The sequence below is a fragment of the Euzebya pacifica genome, from assembly GCF_003344865.1.
Classification (GTDB): domain Bacteria; phylum Actinomycetota; class Nitriliruptoria; order Euzebyales; family Euzebyaceae; genus Euzebya; species Euzebya pacifica.
Map to the genome: position 1 here is coordinate 2067847 of NZ_CP031165.1, position 18731 is coordinate 2086577.

Sequence of the window (18731 nt, forward strand, 5' to 3'; positions counted from 1 at the left end):
GACACTACCCGTCGCGCGGTCCCCTACACCCGCTGTGGTGTCCCGTGTCGGGGGCGGCGGACGGGGGTGGTACCGCAGCGATTCGGGTTCGGCGATCTAGACTCCCCTCTGGTCATGTCCACCCGTTTCCTCCTCGCCCTGTCCGCAGTCGCCCTGCTCCTCGTCGTCCTCGCCGTCCCGGCGTTCGCGCAGGAGATCACGGTGACCGCCGATGGTGTGTCCCCGGACCCGCTGACCATCGAGGTCGGCGACACGGTTGCGTTCACCAACACCTCCGAGGAGGAGGTCCGGTTCTTCGACGACGGGGAACGGTGGGACTCCGGTCCGCTGGCCCCCGGCGACGTGTTCTCCATCACGTTCCTCGAAGCCGGTCGGATCACCTACACCACCGACGACGGCAGCCGTTCCGGCGTGATCATCGTCGGCGAGACGGCGCCGGCCGACGTGCCGCTGGCGGACACCGGTGCACCCGTCGGTGTGCTGCTGTCCGGTGCGCTGGGTGCGTTCGCCGCGGGTGCGGTCCTCCTGCGCCGCACGGCGTAGTCACCCCCTCGACCTGACGGATCGTCCGACGGGGTCCGCCGATCCGGGCGATCGACGGCGCAGGGCTTAAGCTGCCGCGTCATGGTTTCCGAGATCTTCGACGCAGCAGCCTGGACACCGGTGAAGGGGTTCGACTTCACCGACATCACCTATCACCGGGCCAACGACGTCGGGGCGGTGCGGATCGCCTTCGACCGGCCGGAAGTACGCAACGCCTTCCGGCCCAACACCGTCGACGAGCTGTACCGGGCGCTGGACCACGCCCGCATGTCCTCCGACGTCGGCTGTGTCCTGCTGACCGGCAACGGGCCCTCGGAGAAGGACGGCGGCTGGGCGTTCTGCTCCGGCGGTGACCAGCGGATCCGGGGACGGGACGGCTACCGCTACGCCGAGGGCGACACCTCCGACACCATCGACCCCGCCCGCGCCGGCCGGCTGCACATCCTCGAGGTCCAGCGGCTGATCCGGACCATGCCGAAGGTCGTCATCTGCGTCGTCAACGGCTGGGCAGCCGGCGGCGGCCACTCGCTGCACGTCGTCTGCGACCTGACCATCGCCAGCCGGGAGCACGGCAAGTTCAAGCAGACCGACGCCGACGTGGCCAGCTTCGACGCCGGCTACGGCTCGGCGTACCTCGCCAAGATGGTCGGCCAGAAGTTCGCCCGGGAGATCTTCCACCTGGGGCGCACCTACTCCGCAGAGGACATGCATCGCATGGGTGCGGTCAACGAGGTCGTCGACCACGCCGACCTCGAGGCCACGGCGCTGGACTGGGCACGCACCATCACCGCCAAGTCGCCGACCGCCCAGCGGATGCTGAAGTTCGCGTTCAACCTGACCGACGACGGCCTCATGGGCCAGCAGGTCTTTGCCGGCGAGACGACCCGGCTGGCCTACGGCACCGACGAGGGCGCGGAGGGCCGTGACGCGTTCCTGGAGAAGCGTGACCCCGACTGGTCGGCCTACCCCTACTACTACTGATCCGATCGCGTTGACACACCGTTCCTTCACCCGGCTGGCCGCCGCTGGCCTGCTTGCCGCGGCGCTGACCGCTTGCTCCTCGCCAGCCGACCGCGCGCTGGCCCCGGCCACCACCGATGGCTACGACACCGACCCGACCGGGTTCATCGCCGCGGTCGAGACCTCGCCGACCATCGAGTCGTCCTGCGGTGCGGACGTGGATTGGGATGATCCGCCCGTCATCGACCAGGTGGTCGCCGTGGGCTACGTGCAGACGGTCTGGATGGTCGGGGAACGAGGCGGCAACGAGCTGGTCTGGGTCTGTGACTACCTGCCGGAGGAGGAGGCGCCGGTGACCGCCGAGCCGATGGCCAACACCGGCACCGACCAGCCCGTCGGCAACGACTACGTCCAGCGGGTCGGCAACGTCCTGGGCCGGGCCGACATCGGTGTTCCTGACGGTGCGGTGACCGCCGAGTACGCCGTCGGCGACTACGTCGTGACCTATCCGCTGGACGACGATGTTCGGTTCCTTCGCCTTCACGCCGCGGAGGACAGCACCACGGAGGACCAGCCGTTCGTCATGGGAACCGTGACCTTCCTCGACGCCGATGGCACCGACGTGACGCCCGAGTCGCCGGAGATCCCCGACATCATCCACGGCGTCCCGCGCGACCGCGACAACGGGGCAGAGGTCCAGGCCGAGGACTGAACACCCACCTGTGGTCGTTTTGAACGTTTGGCTACACTTGGGGCATGACCCTGCTGGAGACCCGACTTGCAGACTTCCTCGAAGCTGCGACTGGCGCCGTCCGAAGCGGGCTGACGCTCCGGATATCGGTGGGGGACCAGGAGTTCGTCGTCGAGGGCGAGGATGCCGAGACTGCGCTCGAACGCCTCGGAACGGGTGCGCCGACCCCGGCGGACACGCCGTCCACGCTGACGACGGGACAGGCGGCGGACCTCCTCGGGGTGTCGCGCGCCACGGTGGTCCGTCTGGTCGATGCGGGAGAAATCCCTGCAACCCGGGTCGGCACCCATCGGCGTCTGGCTCTCGAGGACGTGGTCGCATACCAGGACCGTGCGCGGACGAACACCGCAGACGCGCTCGACGACGTGACTCGCCTCTCGGACAGCCTCGGCCACTACTCGTGAGCTGAACCGTCGTGCGACGACTGCGTCTGCTGCTGGACGCCAACGTCTTGGTGGACGCGCAGGTCCGGGATCTGTTCTGCCGGATGTGCGAGCAAGGCCTGGTGGATCTCCGGTGGAGCGATGAGATCCTGCAGGAGACTCGCCGGGCGCTCGTCGACCGGATGGGCGTGCGCCAGGAGTCCGCCGACCGGTTGTTGGGTGCATTGCAGACTGCCTTCCCGGGAGCGTCGGTAGCGGGCCACGGGTCGCGGAGCGACGCGCTGGAACTTCCGGATCCGGATGATCGTCACGTCCTCGGAGCGGCTCTGCACGACGAGTGCGATCTGTTGGTCACGAACAACACCAAGGACTTCCCACTCGCGTCCCTTCCCGCTGACGCCGACCTACTCGTGCTCGACGCCGATGAGGCGATCGTGTACTTGAGCACCCTGTTCGGGCCCTATATGCGGGTGGTGGTCGAGCGGCAGATCCAGCCGCTCCGCAACCCACCCATGACCATCGATCGATACCTCGTGAGGCTCTCTGAGAGAGCACCGCTCGGGTCTGTCGTCCTCGGAGCGGCCATGGGCATAGAGGAATACGAGTCCCTTTTGCACATGGTGGAACTCGACCGCCTGCGGTTCGACCCACGCGAGGACGAGGGCTAGTCCAGTCCCGTCACCGAGAAGAAGTGGGTCAGGATCCGGTGGGTGAGGCCCCAGATCATGTAGTCGCCCACCGTGATCGACCGGAACGGGACGATTCCGCCGTAGCGGTGCCACGTCCGCGACGTGGGGTCGGCCAGGTCGGCCACCGGCAACCACACGGCCTCGGCGACCTCGCCCGGTTCGGGGGTCAGCCGCGGGGTGCCGTCGACGGTGAACACGGCGGTGGCGATCCGGCTGGTGAACCGGTTGGACTCCAGGTCGTCCAGCCGATTCAACGGGGTACCGACGTGCACTCCGACTTCTTCGGCGGTCTCCCGGGCGGCGGCGGCCTCCACAGAGCTGTCGGTTTGGTCGACCTTTCCGCCGGGCAGCGCCATGTCACCCGACCACGGGTCGCCGTCACGGGACAGGCGACGGATCATCAGCACCGACGGGCCCACCGGCCCCTCGCCCAGCACCAGCGCGGTCGCGGCCCAGGCCTGGGTTGCGGCCTTCGGCTGGTGCAACAGGATGCGTTCGGACAGGGTTGCGACGTCGGGCACCGGCGGCCGGGTCACGGGGCCAGCCGCCGAGCCAGCAGCGCCGCACCGAGCAGCTGCATCCCGAAGGCCGACGCGACGTCGTGGCCGAGCAGCTCGGAGATCCTCCGCAGCCGGTAGTCCACGGTGTTGGGATGCACCGACAGGTCACGTGCGGTCATCCGCCGGTCGAAGTCAGCATCGAACCAGGCCTCGAGGGTGTCGATCAGGTCGTCGCGTTCGGCGATCGGCGCCAGCAGGCGGTTCAGCCGGGCCATCGCCGCCGGGTCGCTCGTGATCGTGAACTCGAGGATGACGTCGTCGATGGTGTAGGTGCCCGGCAGGCGACCGAGCATCGTGATCAGGCGACGAACCTCACGGGCCTCGTCCCACGCGGCCGGCAATGCGGGCAACCGCACGAGGTCGGAGTGGGCGATCCACACCTCGGCTCGGGCAGCACCCTCCACCACGTCCCGCAGGTCAGCGACGTCGGCGACGGGTAGCGCGGCGGCACCACCGTTGGCGTCCAGCAGCGTCAGCACAGGACCGCCGACGAGGTCCTCGAGGGCCTGGACGACCCGCCGGACCTTGCGACGGCCGGCCACGGTCGCCGACACGCCCATGTCGCGTTCGTCGGCGGACAGGTCGAACCGGAACGCCACGGCGCGATACCGGTCGGCGGGCCGGACCCCTGCCCGTTCCACCAGCCCGGAGGAGGGCTCATCACCGGTCAGCAGCGCCTCGGTGAGGGCACGTCGGGCGTCGCGTTCCTCCCCGACGATGGCCTGCTGCTCCTCCACCCAAGCCGATGTGACCGCCGCCGTGACGGCACGCAGGTAGTCCAGCACCGTCCCGACGTGGCCGGTCAGCTCGTCGGTCTCCTCGGGTCGCGCCTCGTCGCGGAGGGCGCCCCAGCCGATCCTCGCCCCCGTCATGTAGGCGTCCAGCACCGCCTCCAGCGGCACCCGTTCCTCGGCCCGCCGGGCGGCGCTGGCGCGGATGGCCGACAGCTCGTCCTCCGCGGGTGGTCGACCTTCGCGCAGGCAGGTGAACAACGACCGCAGGTTGGTGACGCAGATGCCGTGTATCTCGCCCTGCAGCTGCTCGGGCGGCAGCGTGCGATAGACGGCGATGCTGGACACGAACTCCGCGACCATGGCGCGGGCTAGTCCGTCCACTCGCCGCTCGACTCGGTCGGGAAGGGACAGCTGCGGCACTGGCCGGCAGCCTACTCCTCCGACCGGACGGTGACGGTCGGGTAGCGCAGCGGCGACGGCCCGCCCGGCACGGACCTCAGCAGCTGCAGGCGGCGCGGACGCGGTCGCGGACGTCCTGGTGGGCAGCGCTGCCGACGACGTCGATCGACGGCGTGGCGATGGTGCTGGCGTCGAGCACACCGAGCACCTGCTTGGCCTCCAGGACCCGGCGGACCGACACGTCCAGCCGGCCCTCGGGGATGGTCCCGTCGGCGACCGCCGCCAGCACGGCTCGCTGGGCAGCCGGCAGGTCGGTCGGCATCAGCACCACGTCGATGCCGGCGGCGATGGCCTGCACCGCAAGGCTGCCCGCGTCGCCGAACCCGCTGAGCGCGCCCATGTTCATCGCATCGGTGACGACCAGCCCGTCGAAGCCCACGTCGCCGCGCAGCAGGTTCATCACCGCCGAGGAGATCGTGGCCGGCAGCCCCTCGGCGTCGACGGCCGGTACCGCCAGGTGGCCGACCATCACCGAGGTACGGGTCGGGTCCTGGGCCGCCAGCTGGAACGGGGGCAGGTCGACGGCGCGGAGGGTCTCGATGTCGTGGTCGATGGTGGGCAGGGAGGAGTGGCTGTCCACGGCCGTGTCGCCGTGGCCGGGGAAGTGCTTGAGGGTCGGCAGCACCCCTGCCTCTGCCAGCCCCTCCGCGGTCGCGGCGACGAACTGGCTGGTCCGCGACGTCTCGACCGCGAACGCCCGGTCGCCGATGACGGGGTTGTCGGGGTTGACGTTGACGTCCGCGACGGGGGCGTAGACCCAGTTGACGCCCAGCGCCCGCGCCTCGGTGCCGGTGACCATGCCGACCTGCCGGGCCAGCTCCAGGTCGCCGGTGTTGCCGATCGCCCTGGCGGACGGGAAGACCGTCGCCGGTGCCCGCAGCCGGACGACGTTGCCGCCCTCCTGGTCCGCGCCGATCAGCAGGCCGATGCCGGTGTCGTCGGCGGCGGCCTGCTGCAACCCGGCGGAGAACGCGGCGACCTGCAGGACGTCGTCGACGTTGGAGGTTCCCTCACCCAGGTCGTGGTCGAAGTAGGCGACGCCACCCAGGTGGTAGGCGGCGACGACCTCCGCGGGCGTCGCCACGCCGAACAGCTGGCTGTTGGCGGTCCGGGCGGCCGGCGACGGATCGGTGGCGTCGTTGCCGATGACGGTCACGGTGAACAGCTGGCCGACCTTCTGCTCCACCGTCATGGCGGCCACGATCGCGTCGATGCCGGCACGGGGGTCCAGCGGCGCGCTGCTGTCGCCCGACGCGGGCGCCGTGCTGCCGGGGGTGCCGGCGGCGCCCGGGTCGACGGCACCCGCGCCGGTGGGGTCCTGCGTGGCACCGGTGGTGGGTGTGCCGGCGGCGTCGGGGGCGACGATGTCATCGGCCGGGTCGCCGGTTGTCGGCGCCTCGGAATCCCACGCCTCGGTGCCGACGGCCACCAGTTCGTCGTCCGCCCCGTCGGCGGATCCGTCGACCAGGGAGTCCGACCCGGGGGAGGAGCAGGCGGCCAGGACCATGGCCAGCAGCAGCCCTGCGGCGAGGGCGACGAACGGACGCGGGCGGTGACGCGGGAGCATCGGCATGCGGGCCAGTATCGTGGGCCGCCGCGCCGGACGCCGGAGGCGACATCTCCTCGGAATGGGTGTCCGGGCGCTGCACGTCCCAACCGACCCCGTCAGGTTCCCCCGATGCGTTCCCAACAGATCCGCACCAACTTCCTCGAGTTCTTCAAGGCGCGTGACCACCGCGTCCGGCCCAGCGCGTCGCTGATCCCGCAGGACCCGACGCTGCTGCTGACGGTCGCCGGGATGGTGCCGTTCAAGCCCTACTTCCTGGGCGAGGCGACGCCGGAGCACAAGCGGGTCACGTCGGTGCAGAAGGTCGCGCGGACCAACGACATCGAGAACGTCGGACGCACGACCCGTCACCTCACCTTCTTCGAGATGCTGGGCAACTTCAGCTTCGGCGACTACTTCAAGCGCGAGGCGATCGCCTGGGCGTGGGAGCTGTCGACGACGCCGGCGGACAAGGGCGGCCTCGGCTTCGACCCCGAGCGCATCTGGGCCACCGTCTACGAAGACGACGACGAGGCCTTCGGCTTCTGGCGCGACGAGACGGGCATTCCCGAACAGCGCATCCAGCGGCGTGACGCCAAGGACAACTTCTGGTCCACCGGCGGCTCCGGCCCGTGCGGTCCGTGCACCGAGATCTTCTACGACCGCGGGCCCGAGCACGGCGCCGAGGGCGGCCCGATCGTCGACGAGTCACGGTTCCTGGAGTTCTGGAACCTGGTGCTCATGCAGTTCGAGACCGACGGCACCGGCAACCCCGAGATGAAGGGATCCGACGCCATCGTCGGCCCGCTTCCCGCGCCCTCGATCGACACGGGCTCTGGCCTCGAGCGTGTCGCGATGCTGCTGCAGGACGTCCCGACGGTCTTCGACACCGACGAGTTCAAGCCCATGGTCGACCTGGCCGTGGACCTGACCGGCGTCGGCTACACCGGCCGGTTCGGCGAGGGCTCCCCGGAGTCCGACACGTGGATCCGCGTCATCGCCGAGCACGCCCGCGCCACGGCCTTCCTCATCTCCGACGGGGTCCTGCCCTCCAACGAGGGCCGCGGCTACGTGCTGCGCCGACTGGTGCGCCGGGCGGTCAACTCCGCCCGCAAGCTCGGCACCGACGCCTCGATCATGACGCCGATGATGGAGCAGGTCATCGACACCATGTCCCCGGCCTGGCCGGACCTGAAGACCCAGGCGCAGCTGATCACCAAGATCGCCCAGGCCGAGGAGGACACGTTCAGCAAGACGCTGAGCACCGGCCTCGTGAAGCTGGGCGACGCGATGGACGCCACCAAGGAACGCGGCGACACCACGCTGGACGCCGAGACCGCCTTCACGCTGCACGACACCTATGGCTTCCCGGTCGACCTGACCATCGAGATCGCCGAGGAGCAGGGGCTGACCCTCGACCGCGACGCCTTCGCCGAGCACATGGAGGCCCAGCGCCACCGCGCCCGCGCCGCCACCAAGTCCGGACGCGACGCCGCCGCCACCGACGTGTACAAGCGTGCCGCCGGTGCCGTGGAGGGCGTGGACTTCACCGGCTACGACCACTTCGAGGGTGACTCGTGGATCGCGGCCCTCATCGCCGACGGTGACCTGGTCCAGCGGGCCGAGGAGGGCGAGGAGGTCGAGGTCGTCCTCAAGCGCACCCCCTTCTACGCCGAGGGCGGCGGGCAGCTGGGCGACCACGGCCTGATCACCTCCGACCTCGGCCGCATCGAGGTGCTCGACACCGTCTCGCCCACCGAGGGCTTGATCGTCCACCGTGGGCGGGTCGTGGCCGGCGAGGTCGGCGTCGACAACGACGTGCACGCCACGATCGACCGCGCCCGTCGCGCCTCCATCGCCCGTGGTCACACCGCCACCCACATCCTCCACGCCACCATCAAGGAGATGGTCGGCGACCACGCCGCGCAGGCCGGGTCGGCCATCGACCAGGGCCACTTCCGCTTCGACTTCCCCCACTTCGAGGCCATCACCCGTGGGCAGCTGACCGAGCTGGAGGAGCTGGTCAACCTGCGGATCGCCGCCGACCCGACCGTCATGGTCCGGGAGATGAGCCAGGAGGAGGCACGCAAGCGTGGTGCCACCGCCCTGTTCGGCGAGAAGTACGGCGACAGCGTGCGCGTGGTCACCATCGACGACTACTCCATGGAGCTGTGCGGCGGCACCCACGTCGGCCACACCTCCGAGGTCGGGCTGTTCACCGTCATCAACGAGGGGTCGATCGCCAACAACGTGCGGCGCATCGAGGCGCTGACCGGGCCGGACGCGTTCACCCACCTGTCCAAGGAACGGCTGATCGCCGACCAGGTCGCCCGCATGCTGAAGGTGCCCTCCGCCGAGGTGCCCGGACGCGTCGAGGACCTGCTCGGCCGGGTCCGCGATGCCGAGAAGGCGCTGGCCAAGGCTCGTGCCGACGCGGTGCTCGGCCAGGCCGACGCGCTGCTGGAGCGGGCCGAGGTCATCGGTGACCACCGCATCGTCACCGGCGTGGTGCAGGGGGCCGACCACGACGCCCTGCGTCAGCTGGCCCTCGATCTCCGCAACCGGATCCGCCACGGCGTGGTGATCCTCGGGACGGCCAAGGAGGACGGCAAGGCCCAGATGCTGGCCGCGGTGTCATCCGACCTGGTCGAGGCCGGCCACAACGCCGCCGACATCCTGCGGCCCGGCGCAAAGGTCGTCGGCGGCGGTGCGGGCGGCAAGGGTGACGTCGCCCAGGCCGGCGGCAAGGACGGCACCAAGATCGTTGCGGCCGTCACCACGTCCGCCGACGAGGCGCGGGACCGACTGCGGGACTGACCGGGGCGGGGGTCGGCGCGGTCCGGCGGACGGCGTTGGCGCCCAGCCCGGTGAGGTCGCGTTCGAGCTCGGCCAGGTCGATCGTCGCGGGAACGGCCACCACGAGGGTGGTCATCTCGTGGCGCTGCTCGGACCGGACACCGCGGTAGGACGCCCGGATGGTCCGGCCGGTCGTTGAGGCGGACTGCACCTCGGCCATGGTGTCGAGGTGCCGGACGACCTCGTCGCGCAGCTGCGCCCGGACCTCCACCTGCACCATGACCGGCGGACCTGCTGGCCTGTTGTCCCGTACCGGTGGGGGCGGCCGGCGGACCGTGGCGGCGTCGGCCACCTCGGGTTCCCAGTGGGCGAGGGCGCCGAGGAGCTCGACCTCCAGGCGGGCCGACACCTGCACGAGGAAGGTGTGGACCGCCTTCTCGGCGGCGGCGACCTGTCCCCGGTAGGACGCCTGGCGTGGTGACCGGTGCGCCCACTCGTCCAGGATCGTGCAGTGGGCGGCGACGATCGGCCGTGCCAACGCCGCGACCGGGGCGGTCACGGTGATCCCGAGGCGTCGACGGCCACCGGCGCCTGGCCCGACGAGGTCGTCGATCGTCGCCTGGGCCCGGCGGATCGCCAGCGCGCGTTGGGCATCGGTGCCCTCGAAGGTCCCCTGGGTGCGGACGGGGTAGGGCCGGATGGCGTAGCCGGAGCGCTGGGAGGGGTCTGGCCGGGACCAGTCGATGGCCGCGGCCGGCGGGGCGAGGTGGCGCAGGGGCAGCCACCCCTGCCGGCGGAGCGCCTCGAGCAGCTCGTACGGGGGAGCGGCCCCGTCGTAGTCGACCAGGACCCGGGCGGCCACACCGTCGGCGATCCTGGCGGACACCGTCTGGTGGCGGGAGGTGTCGGTAACCATGCCCGCCCCCTCGACCGGTCCAAGCCACGGGTTGACGGTGTTGTCGTGTCCCCCGCGTTACGTCCTCGTGTCGCCGCCCCGACCACGACCGTCGTGCACCGCGTCGGACGTCGCTTACGATCGGCGACCGATGCCACCCACCACCACGCACCGCGACGCCCCCGTTCGAGGGGACGGCTGAGATGTCGGCCCGTCCAGGACGGGTGCTCGGGGTCGACCCCGGCACCAAGCGGGTGGGGTTGGCCGTGTCGGACCCCGACCGGTTGCTCGCCACTCCCCACGACACCGTCGCCGGCGGCAAGGGGGCTGCGAGGCGGGTGAAGGACGCCCACGAGACACTCGGCTGCGTGGCGGTGGTCGTGGGTTTGCCACGATCGCTGGCCGGACGTGACACTGACTCCACGCGGATGGCCCGGGCCCTGGCCGACGAGCTGACAGCCCTCGGGCTGGAGGTCCACCTGCACGATGAACGGCTGACCAGCGTGCAGGCCGACCGGGCTCTGCGATCCTCCGGTCGGAACGCCCGCAGCGGGAAGGCCGTGAAGGACCAGGTAGCCGCAAGTCTCCTCCTGCAGGCCTGGCTCGACGCCACCCGCTGAGCGGGTGGATGCCCTGGACAAGCAGCCCACGACCTCACGAGACGCCCACACCTCATGACGACCTCCTCCAAGATCTTCCTCGTCTTCCTGCTCCTCCTCGTCGGGGCCGGCTACTACCTGTTCAACGAGTGGAACAGCGGCGGCGCCTCCGACGCCGTGCTCGCCGAGGGGCCGGTCACCGTCACCGTCGAGGAGGGCAGCGGAGCGCGTGACGTCGCTGCCCTGCTGGAGGAGAACGGCATCATCCGGTCCTCCAGCGCCTTCACGGCCGCCGCGACGCTGGACGGCCGCGCCGGGCAGATCAAGCCCGGGACCTACGAGCTGGACCCGTCGCTGTCCACCGAGCAGATCCTCGACATCCTCGTCGCCGGGCCGCCCGGACCCGACACCTTCCGCGTGACCATCCCCGAGGGGCTGACGGTCGACCAGACGCTGGAGACGATCGCCTCGGCGGAGGGCAGCCCCCACACCGTCGAGACGCTCCGCGAGGCGATGACCCTCGTCGCGCTTCCCGCCTGGGTGCCGCAGCGGGACCTCCCGGAAGGGGCCGAGGCGTTCGAGGGCCTGCTGTTCCCCGAGACCTACGAGTTCACCGTCGACACGACCCCGGCGGACCTCCTCACCCGCCTCGTCCAGCAGACCGACTCGGTGATGAGCGAGGTCGGGTTCGCCGAGCGCAACTCCCTGTCGACCTACGACACCCTGGTCCTCGGCTCGCTCGTCGAACGCGAAGCCCGGTTGGAGGAGGAACGGCCGATCATCTCCTCCGTCATCCACAACCGGCTGGAGCGGCCGATGCTGCTGCAGATCGACGCCACCGTCGTCTACGGCATCGAGGTGGCCACCGGTGAACGGCCCGACCGGCTGCTGACCGCCGACTACCAGTTCGACACCCCTTGGTCGACCTACCTGCACGAGGGCCTGCCGCCGACCCCGATCTCCGGCGTGGGCCGCTCGTCGCTGGAGGCCGCCGCGAACCCCGCTGACACCGGCTTCTTCTTCTACGTCGTGGAGGACCCGGCGACCGGTGCCCACCGCTTCACCGAGACCGCGGCCCAGCACGAGCAGGCCATCGCGGAGATCCGTGGCGGCTGACCCGGCCGGTAGCAACCCGCCCGCGACGACGGCCGCCACCCGGCTGCTGGTCGTCCTGGGGCACCCCGTCGGCCACTCGTTGTCGCCGGCCCTGCACTCCGCGGCGATCGCGGCAGCCGGCCACGACGCGGTCTACCTCGCCGTCGACGTGCCCCCCGAGGACATCGACGCCGCCATCACCGGCCTGCGCACCCTCGGGTTCCTGGGTGCCAACGTCACCATCCCCCACAAGCACGCCGCGCTGCAGGCCGCCGACGACGCCACGGAGGAGGCCCGCTTCATCGGGGCGGCCAACACGTTGTTCTGGGAGGGGGAGCGGTTGGTGGCCGACAACACCGACGCGGCAGGCCTGCGGGGAGTCCTCGCCGACGACTGTGGGCTGCAGCCCGGCGACCCCGTGACCATCGTCGGCTCCGGCGGGGCCGCGCGTGCCGCCGCCGTCGCCTGTGGACGGCTCGGCGCGGCCACCACCGTGCATGCCCGCCGTCCCCAGGCCGGTCGCGCGATCGCCGACCTGGCGCTGCAGGCAGGCGGTGCCGACCCGTCAGACGCCGACGCCCGGGTCGTCATCAACGCCACACCACTGGGGCGCCACGGCGAGGCCTTGCCCGACCCGTTCATGGGCCTCGGTCCGGGGCGTGTGGCGCTGGACCTCAACTACGGCACCCTCTCGCCCTTCCTCACCTCCGCGGTCGAGGCCGGCGGACGCGCCGTGGACGGGGTCGGCATGCTCGTCGGCCAGGCCGAGGCGGCGTTCGCCCGCTGGTTCGGGACCCCGCCGCCCGCCGGCGCGATGGCTGCTGCGCTGCCTCGCTGAGGGTCACCCTCGGACCCTCGACGAGGCGGATCCAGCAACGTCGGTGGCCGGCTCCGGCCTGCGGTCGTACCCGTCCCTCAAGTACCGGGCAGGTGCTGCCGATGCAAGACGACACAGGCCTCGCGCCGGCCGTTCCGGCCCTGGCCGTGACCGATCGACCCGGGATTTTCACCATGACCGACCGCCGAAGGGGGACCACGTGCTCGCAGGCTCGCTGAACGAGTTCGGCCTCGCCGACGTCTTCACCCTCCTGTCCACCACCCGCAAGACCGGTGTGCTCAACCTCGAGACCGCCGCGGTCAAGGGGCGGGTCTGGATCGCGCAGGGCGGGTTGTGCAACGCCGTCGCCGATGTGACCCGCTCGCCGCTCGCGGCCCGGTTGCTCCACGGTGGGGAGGCCTCCGAGGCGCAGGCCCGCGAGATCGTCGCCGCCCAGGCCGATGGCGACTCCCAGCGACTGCAGGACGCCCTGGACGTGCTGGGCCTGGGGTCCGACCGGGTCCGCAGCATCCTCGTCGACCAGATCACCGACGCCGTCTTCGACCTCAGCCGCTGGTCCGACGGCACGTTCGCCTTCGACAACCAGGCCGTGGGCGATGTCATCGCCGTCACCTCCGCCGCCGACGTCCTCGGTACCGTCCAGCAGCGCCTGTCGGAGTGGGAGGGCTTCGCCGCCAACGTCCCCGCCGACGATGCGGTGCTCGACGTGGTCAGCCGGCCCTCCGGTGGGGCCGAGGGCATCTCCGTCCAGGCCTCCCACTGGGAGGTCCTGACCCTCGTCGACGGGTTGCGGCCCGTCGCGGAGGTCATCGAGCTGACCGGCCAGGGCACCTTCACCGTGTCGCGCATGATCTCGGAGCTGATCGGCGTCGGGCTCGTCAGGGTCCTGGACGATCCGACCGGCGAAACCGCCTCCCAGCACCGCCGTCGGATCCTCGTCACCGCCGAGGAGCAGCTGCTCGGGGCGACGCCTCGTTCCCTGTCCAGCCGTCCCGTCCCACCGACGCCACCCCCGGGTGCCCCGGCTGCAAGCGATGCGGCGTCGGCCGACGCCGAGGACGTCGATCCCGCCGAGAGGGCGCAGGACGATCGTCCGAGCCCCGCAGACCTGCTCGACGTTGCGCCGCCGGGTGCCGTCGAGGTGGCGTTCGACGTCGAACCCGACGAAGCCGAGCACACCGCGCACAACGGCGTCGACGTCGACGACCTGCTCGGCGAGCCGCCCGAGGAGCCCAAGTCCCCTGCGCCTGCCCCTTCCTCCTCCGCATCGGCAGCCGAGGACCGGCGTGCCCGTGAGCTTGCGGCGCTCGGCATCGGGCCTGCCCCCTCCGCGGAGGAGCCGACCGACGAACCGCGTCCGCTGGCCCGTGACAACAACGTCAACGCCGATCTGCTTGCCCGGCTGATCGACGGGGTCAAGGGTGCCTGACAGCGCTGACGAAGTGACAGCGACCAGCTCCGTCAAGGTCGTTGTGACCGGTGCCTACGGCGCCGGGAAGACCACCCTCGTCCGCAGTCTGTCGGAGATCAACGTCCTGACCCAGGAACGCTCGGTCACCGGCAGCGGCGACGCCCCCGACACCATCGCCATGGACTTCGGTCGGCTGACGGTCGGTGACGGGTTGTCGCTGCACCTGTTCGGCACACCGACGCGTGACCGATTCGACTTCATGTGGGATGTCGTCAAGGACGGCATGGTCGGCTTCATCGTGCTGGTCGACGATTCGCGGGCCGATTCGTTGCCCGAAGCGGTCGGGGTCCTCAACTGGTTTCGCGAACGCGCCAACGTGCCCTACGTCGTGGCCGTCAACAAGGTCGCGCCGGCCAACGCCGAACGGTCGATTCGTCGTGCCCGCCACGTCCTGCGCATCCCCGACCACGTGCGGGTCTGCGCCGTCGACGTCCGGCAGCGGGCCTCCTCCAAGCAGCTTCTCCTCCAGCTCCTTCACGCCGCGACCGAAGATGCCGATGGAGTCCATGACGAGGACGTCGAACAGGCTCACGCTGGGTAGGGTGGGCTGCCCCGTCGCCGAGCCCCACGACCGCGGGACATCCCGCAAGAAAGACGCCGTTGCACGCCACACGTCAGCTCTCGGATGTGCTCTTGGAGGAGGGCTTGATCTCCTCGGAGGACCTGACTCGCGCACGCGAGGAGCAGGAACGGTCCGGCCGATCCCTCGGCCGAGTGCTGATCGAGATGGGCCTGTTCACCGAGGCCGGGCTGGTCGCGGCGCTGGCCAAGCACCTGGGCCTGGAGTTCGTCGAGCTCGCTGATCAGGACGTCGACCACGTGGCGGCCACGATGCTGCCCGACCACATGGCGCGGCGGTACTGCGTCTTCCCGTTCGGGTTCGACGAGCAGGGCAAGCTCAAGGTCGCCATGAGCGACCCGTCCAACGTGATCGCCCTGGACGACATCCGGACGGTCTGCGACAAGGACGTGCAGCCGGTCGTCGCCACCCGCGGCGACATCATGGCGGCGCTGGACAAGTACGGGTCGCTGGGCGGCGACTCCGTCGACGACCTCGCCGGCGAGATGATGCTGAGCGACGAGGACGACCTCGACGGCGTCGAGGCGGCCGACGCCATCGACGACGCGCCGATCGTCAAGTTCGTCAACGCGCTGATCAGCCAGGCGGTGGGGGACCGGGCGTCGGACATCCACATCGAGCCGCAGGAGACCGAGGTCCGCGTGCGCTACCGCATCGACGGTGTGCTGCACGAGATCACGACGCAGTCCAAGCGGATCCACGCCGGGGTGGTGTCGCGGCTGAAAATCATGGCCGACCTCGACATCGCCGAGCGTCGCATCCCCCAGGACGGCCGCATCTCGGTGAAGGCCGCCGGCAAGAAGATCGACCTGCGTGTCTCGACCCTTCCCACGGTCTACGGGGAGAAGGTCGTGATGCGCATCCTGGACAAGTCCTCGATCCTGCTGGACCTCTCCGACCTGGGCTTCACCGAGCACAACTACAAGATCTACTCGGAGTCCTTCACCAAGCCGTACGGGCTGATCCTCGTGACGGGCCCGACGGGTTCCGGCAAGTCGACATCGCTGTACGCCACGCTGAACAAGATCTCCAAGCCGGAGATCAACATCGTGACCGTCGAGGACCCGGTGGAGTACCGGCTGCCGGGCATCAGCCAGGTGCAGACCAACAAGAAGGCCGGGCTGACGTTCGGCGCGGCGCTCCGGTCGATCCTTCGCCAGGACCCCGACGTCGTGCTGGTCGGTGAGATGCGTGACCAGGAGACCGCACAGATCGGCCTCGAGGCCGCGCTGACCGGTCACCTCGTGCTGTCGACCCTGCACACCAACGACGCTCCGTCGGCCGTCACGCGGCTGACCGAGATGGGCGTCGACCCGTTCATCGTCGCGTCGGCGGCGGACTGCGTGCTGGCCCAGCGCCTGGCCCGGCGGCTGTGCGGCAAGTGCAAGGAGGAGTACCGGCCGACCGTCGAGGAGCTCCACACCGCCGGCCTGCCCGTCACCGAGGACGACCTCGATCGGTTCCCCCCGCTGCACCGCGCCGTCGGCTGCACCCACTGCGGCGGCACCGGCTACCGCGGTCGCCTGGCCGTCCACGAGATCATGCGCATCAACGAGGACATCGAGCGGCTGATCGTCACCAAGGCCTCGACCGACGAGATCGCCGAGGCCGCCCGCGCCAACGGCATGCGCACCCTCCGCGAGGACGGCCTCTCCAAGGTCCTCAAGGGCCACACGACGCTCGAGGAAATCGGCCGCGTCATCGTCTGACCGGCGTTCTGCCCGACCGGATGGAATCGACTCCGCGGCCGGATGGAATCGCCTCCGGCTGTCGCGTACGCACGGTGATAGGCGCAGGTCAGCGCCCTCCGTGCTGACGGAATCGCCTCCAGTTCACAGCCGAGGCGTCCTTGATGGAGTCGAATCCGTCCGCGGGGCCGGCGGGGCGGGCCCGAGACGCCGCGGACCCGGTGGTCCAGATTGTTCAAGTCGGGTGCCTGGCGGGCCGATGAGGAGGGGAGAGGACCGGGAGCAACTGCCGGTCCGTGAACCACGGGGGCGGACACCCGCCCAGGGGAGCAACCATGAGTCAAGGTCTCGGACAGGTACTGGTGCAGCAGGGTTTGCTGACACCTGAGTCCCTCGCGACCGCCGAACGGGCGCAGGTCGAGCACGGCATGTCGCTCGGCAAGGCCCTCGTCCAGATGCAGATGGTCTCGGAGTCCCAGATCGTCGAGGCCGTCGCGACGACGATCGGCATGCCCTTCGTCGACGCGAGCCCCGGCTTCGTCGACCCGATGGCCGCCGGCCTGATGCCGCGCGACATCGCGCGGGAGATGCTGGCCCTGCCCGTCCAGTTCGGGGAGGGCAACTCCGTCCTCGTCGCGCTGGCCGACCCCGCCAACACCGCCGCCCTCGCCCGCGTGACCGCCATCACCGGCCTGGAGGCTCACGCCGCCCTGGCCGTGCGCGACACGCTGCTCGGCGCGATCGAACACCTGGCCGACGCCTCCGATGCGGCGGTGGGAGCGGCCGCAGCGCCGGTCTCCTCACCCGGCGGTCTGTTCCGTGAGGGACCCGCCAACGGGGCGCCGGCAACCCCCGGTCCGGCCAACGGTCGCCACGCCACCGGACAGGCGCCCGCGGTCGAGGCTCCAAACGGCCACGGCGACTTCAACGGTGGCGGACCGATCGGTGGCAGCACCAACGGGCACGCCAACGGCAACGGCAGCGCCGACGGCACCTACGCCGGGCTGAGCCCCGCTGACCTGCTGGACGCAAGCGCCCCCGCTGAAGAGGGCCCCCGCCTGGCGTACGAGGAGGAGCTGGTCCTCGACCTCGACGCCGCGCTGACGGAGCTGATCTCCCGCGGCGGCTCCGACCTTCACCTGACCGCCGGCATCCCACCGGCCGTCCGCGTGCACGGCGAGCTCGAGCACCTTGCCGGCTATCCCGTGTGTGAGCCGGACATGCTGCGCAACGCCCTGTACTCGATCATGACGCAGAAGCAGCGCGAGGCGTTCGAGAACGAGCTCGAGCTGGACATGTCCTACACCCTCCCCGGGCAGGGCCGGTTCCGCGTCAACGTCTTCCAGCAGCGCGAGTCCATCGGCTCGGTCATGCGAATGATCCCGTTCGAGATCAAGCCGCTGGAGGACCTCGGTGTCCCCGCGCAGGTCTCCAACTTCGCGTTCATGCCGCGTGGCCTGGTGCTGGTCACCGGGCCGACCGGCTCGGGCAAGTCCACGACGCTCGCAAGCATCATCGACATCATCAACCGCGAGCGAGCGTCGCACATCATGACCGTGGAGGACCCGATCGAGTTCCTCCACAGCCACAAGAAGTCGGTGGTGAACCAGCGCGAGCTGGGGACCGACACGCACAGCTTCGCCCAGGCGCTGAAGCATGTGCTGCGCCAGGACCCCGACGTCATCCTCGTCGGTGAGATGCGTGACCTGGAGACCATCCAGCTCGCCATCACCGCAGCGGAGACCGGCCACCTCGTGTTCGGCACGCTGCACACCCAGGACGCGCCGCAGACCGTCGACCGTGTGATCGACGTGTTCCCACCGCACCAGCAGGAGCAGGTCCGCGTGATGCTGGCCACCGCGCTGAACGGCGTGGTCACCCAGCAGCTGCTGAAGCGCTCCGACGGGCAGGGACGTGCGGTGGCCGTGGAGATCATGGTCGCCACTTCCGCCATCCGGAACCTGATCCGCGAGGGCAAGACCCACCAGATGTACTCCTCGATCCAGGCCGGCAAGCAGCACGGCATGGTCGCCATGGACCAGTCGCTCGCTGACCTGGTCAACAAGGGGATCATCACCTACAACCACGCGCTCGAGCGCTGCGCGAGCGTGCCGGACTTCAACCGCCTCTGCGGGAGGGCCTAG

17 protein-coding genes are annotated in these 18731 nt (G+C 70.5%); 13 read left to right on the forward strand and 4 right to left on the reverse strand.

Annotation, left to right across the window (positions count from 1 at the left end):
- Positions 1 to 114: 114 nt before the first annotated feature.
- The 5 genes from DVS28_RS08585 (at position 115) to DVS28_RS08605 (ending at position 3305) form a co-directional block, all read left to right on the forward strand.
- Complete coding sequence (locus DVS28_RS08585; RefSeq protein ID WP_114591090.1) at positions 115 to 543, forward strand: cupredoxin domain-containing protein; 429 nt, start codon at positions 115 to 117, stop codon at positions 541 to 543.
- Positions 544 to 624: 81 nt separating this feature from the next.
- Positions 625 to 1524 (forward strand): 1,4-dihydroxy-2-naphthoyl-CoA synthase, encoded by a 900-nt coding sequence (locus tag DVS28_RS08590; protein WP_114591091.1) that lies wholly within the window; start codon positions 625 to 627, stop codon positions 1522 to 1524.
- 10 nt (positions 1525 to 1534) lie between these two features.
- Entirely contained in the window at positions 1535 to 2215 is a 681-nt protein-coding gene (locus DVS28_RS08595) for a hypothetical protein (protein WP_114591092.1), read from the forward strand.
- 44 nt (positions 2216 to 2259) lie between these two features.
- Positions 2260 to 2658 carry a helix-turn-helix domain-containing protein gene (locus DVS28_RS08600; RefSeq protein ID WP_114591093.1) on the forward strand — a complete coding sequence of 133 codons (399 nt, stop codon included), beginning with the start codon at positions 2260 to 2262 and terminating at the stop codon, positions 2656 to 2658.
- Between the two features lie 11 nt (positions 2659 to 2669).
- Complete coding sequence (locus tag DVS28_RS08605; protein ID WP_114591094.1) at positions 2670 to 3305, forward strand: PIN domain-containing protein; 636 nt, start codon at positions 2670 to 2672, stop codon at positions 3303 to 3305.
- Here the strand turns inward: DVS28_RS08605 and DVS28_RS08610 are convergent.
- From DVS28_RS08610 to DVS28_RS08620, 3 genes are all read right to left on the reverse strand, one after another.
- Positions 3302 to 3862 carry an NUDIX hydrolase gene (locus DVS28_RS08610; RefSeq protein WP_216826489.1) on the reverse strand — a complete coding sequence of 187 codons (561 nt, stop codon included), beginning with the start codon at positions 3860 to 3862 and terminating at the stop codon, positions 3302 to 3304. The genes DVS28_RS08605 and DVS28_RS08610 overlap by 4 nt on opposite strands.
- Positions 3859 to 5040, reverse strand: coding sequence for a PucR family transcriptional regulator (locus tag DVS28_RS08615; protein WP_164710206.1), 1182 nt, complete (start codon positions 5038 to 5040; stop codon positions 3859 to 3861). Before DVS28_RS08615 ends, DVS28_RS08610 begins: the two co-directional genes overlap by 4 nt.
- Positions 5041 to 5116: 76 nt before the next feature.
- Positions 5117 to 6652, reverse strand: a complete 1536-nt coding sequence (locus DVS28_RS08620; protein WP_114591097.1) for a glycoside hydrolase family 3 protein — start codon at positions 6650 to 6652, stop codon at positions 5117 to 5119.
- Between the two features lie 105 nt (positions 6653 to 6757).
- On the opposite strand from DVS28_RS08620, the gene alaS reads away from it, so the two are divergent.
- Complete coding sequence (gene alaS, locus DVS28_RS08625) at positions 6758 to 9442, forward strand: alanine--tRNA ligase (RefSeq protein ID WP_114591098.1); 2685 nt, start codon at positions 6758 to 6760, stop codon at positions 9440 to 9442.
- Here alaS and DVS28_RS28290 read toward each other — a convergent pair.
- Positions 9399 to 10337 carry an ACT domain-containing protein gene (locus tag DVS28_RS28290; protein ID WP_164710209.1) on the reverse strand — a complete coding sequence of 313 codons (939 nt, stop codon included), beginning with the start codon at positions 10335 to 10337 and terminating at the stop codon, positions 9399 to 9401. The two genes, alaS and DVS28_RS28290, sit on opposite strands and share 44 nt — an antisense overlap.
- 182 nt (positions 10338 to 10519) lie before the next feature.
- On the opposite strand from DVS28_RS28290, the gene ruvX reads away from it, so the two are divergent.
- The 7 genes from ruvX (at position 10520) to DVS28_RS29935 (ending at position 18731) form a co-directional block, all read left to right on the forward strand.
- Positions 10520 to 10936, forward strand: coding sequence for a Holliday junction resolvase RuvX (gene ruvX / locus DVS28_RS08635; protein ID WP_114591100.1), 417 nt, complete (start codon positions 10520 to 10522; stop codon positions 10934 to 10936).
- 54 nt (positions 10937 to 10990) lie between these two features.
- Positions 10991 to 12031 (forward strand): endolytic transglycosylase MltG, encoded by a 1041-nt coding sequence (gene mltG, locus DVS28_RS08640; protein WP_114591101.1) that lies wholly within the window; start codon positions 10991 to 10993, stop codon positions 12029 to 12031.
- A complete protein-coding gene (locus DVS28_RS08645; protein WP_164710211.1) occupies positions 12021 to 12848 on the forward strand; it encodes a shikimate dehydrogenase family protein in 828 nt (275 codons plus the stop codon). The genes mltG and DVS28_RS08645 overlap by 11 nt, the downstream gene beginning before the upstream one ends.
- 199 nt (positions 12849 to 13047) lie before the next feature.
- A complete protein-coding gene (locus tag DVS28_RS08650; protein WP_164710213.1) occupies positions 13048 to 14277 on the forward strand; it encodes a DUF4388 domain-containing protein in 1230 nt (409 codons plus the stop codon).
- A 13-nt stretch (positions 14278 to 14290) separates the two neighbouring features.
- The gene (locus tag DVS28_RS08655) at positions 14291 to 14860 is read left to right on the forward strand and encodes a GTP-binding protein (protein ID WP_114591104.1); all 570 of its coding nucleotides are present in this window, start codon (positions 14291 to 14293) and stop codon (positions 14858 to 14860) included.
- Between the two features lie 59 nt (positions 14861 to 14919).
- Positions 14920 to 16608 carry a GspE/PulE family protein gene (locus DVS28_RS08660; RefSeq protein ID WP_114591105.1) on the forward strand — a complete coding sequence of 563 codons (1689 nt, stop codon included), beginning with the start codon at positions 14920 to 14922 and terminating at the stop codon, positions 16606 to 16608.
- A 314-nt stretch (positions 16609 to 16922) separates the two neighbouring features.
- On the forward strand, positions 16923 to 18731 hold the full coding sequence (locus tag DVS28_RS29935; protein WP_216826490.1) for a PilT/PilU family type 4a pilus ATPase: 1809 nt from the start codon (positions 16923 to 16925) through the stop codon (positions 18729 to 18731).

Bases quoted from the DNA above. Each gene is read 5' to 3' on its own strand.
- DVS28_RS08585 (WP_114591090.1), top strand. From the start codon at position 115: ATGTCCACCCGTTTCCTCCTCGCCCTGTCCGCAGTCGCCCTGCTCCTC.
- DVS28_RS08590 (WP_114591091.1), top strand. From the start codon at position 625: ATGGTTTCCGAGATCTTCGACGCAGCAGCCTGGACACCGGTGAAGGGG.
- DVS28_RS08600 (WP_114591093.1), top strand. From the start codon at position 2,260: ATGACCCTGCTGGAGACCCGACTTGCAGACTTCCTCGAAGCTGCGACT.
- DVS28_RS08620 (WP_114591097.1), bottom strand. From the start codon at position 6,652: ATGCCGATGCTCCCGCGTCACCGCCCGCGTCCGTTCGTCGCCCTCGCC.
- alaS (WP_114591098.1), top strand. From the start codon at position 6,758: ATGCGTTCCCAACAGATCCGCACCAACTTCCTCGAGTTCTTCAAGGCG.
- DVS28_RS28290 (WP_164710209.1), bottom strand. From the start codon at position 10,337: ATGGTTACCGACACCTCCCGCCACCAGACGGTGTCCGCCAGGATCGCC.
- ruvX (WP_114591100.1), top strand. From the start codon at position 10,520: ATGTCGGCCCGTCCAGGACGGGTGCTCGGGGTCGACCCCGGCACCAAG.
- mltG (WP_114591101.1), top strand. From the start codon at position 10,991: ATGACGACCTCCTCCAAGATCTTCCTCGTCTTCCTGCTCCTCCTCGTC.
- DVS28_RS29935 (WP_216826490.1), top strand. From the start codon at position 16,923: ATGAGTCAAGGTCTCGGACAGGTACTGGTGCAGCAGGGTTTGCTGACA.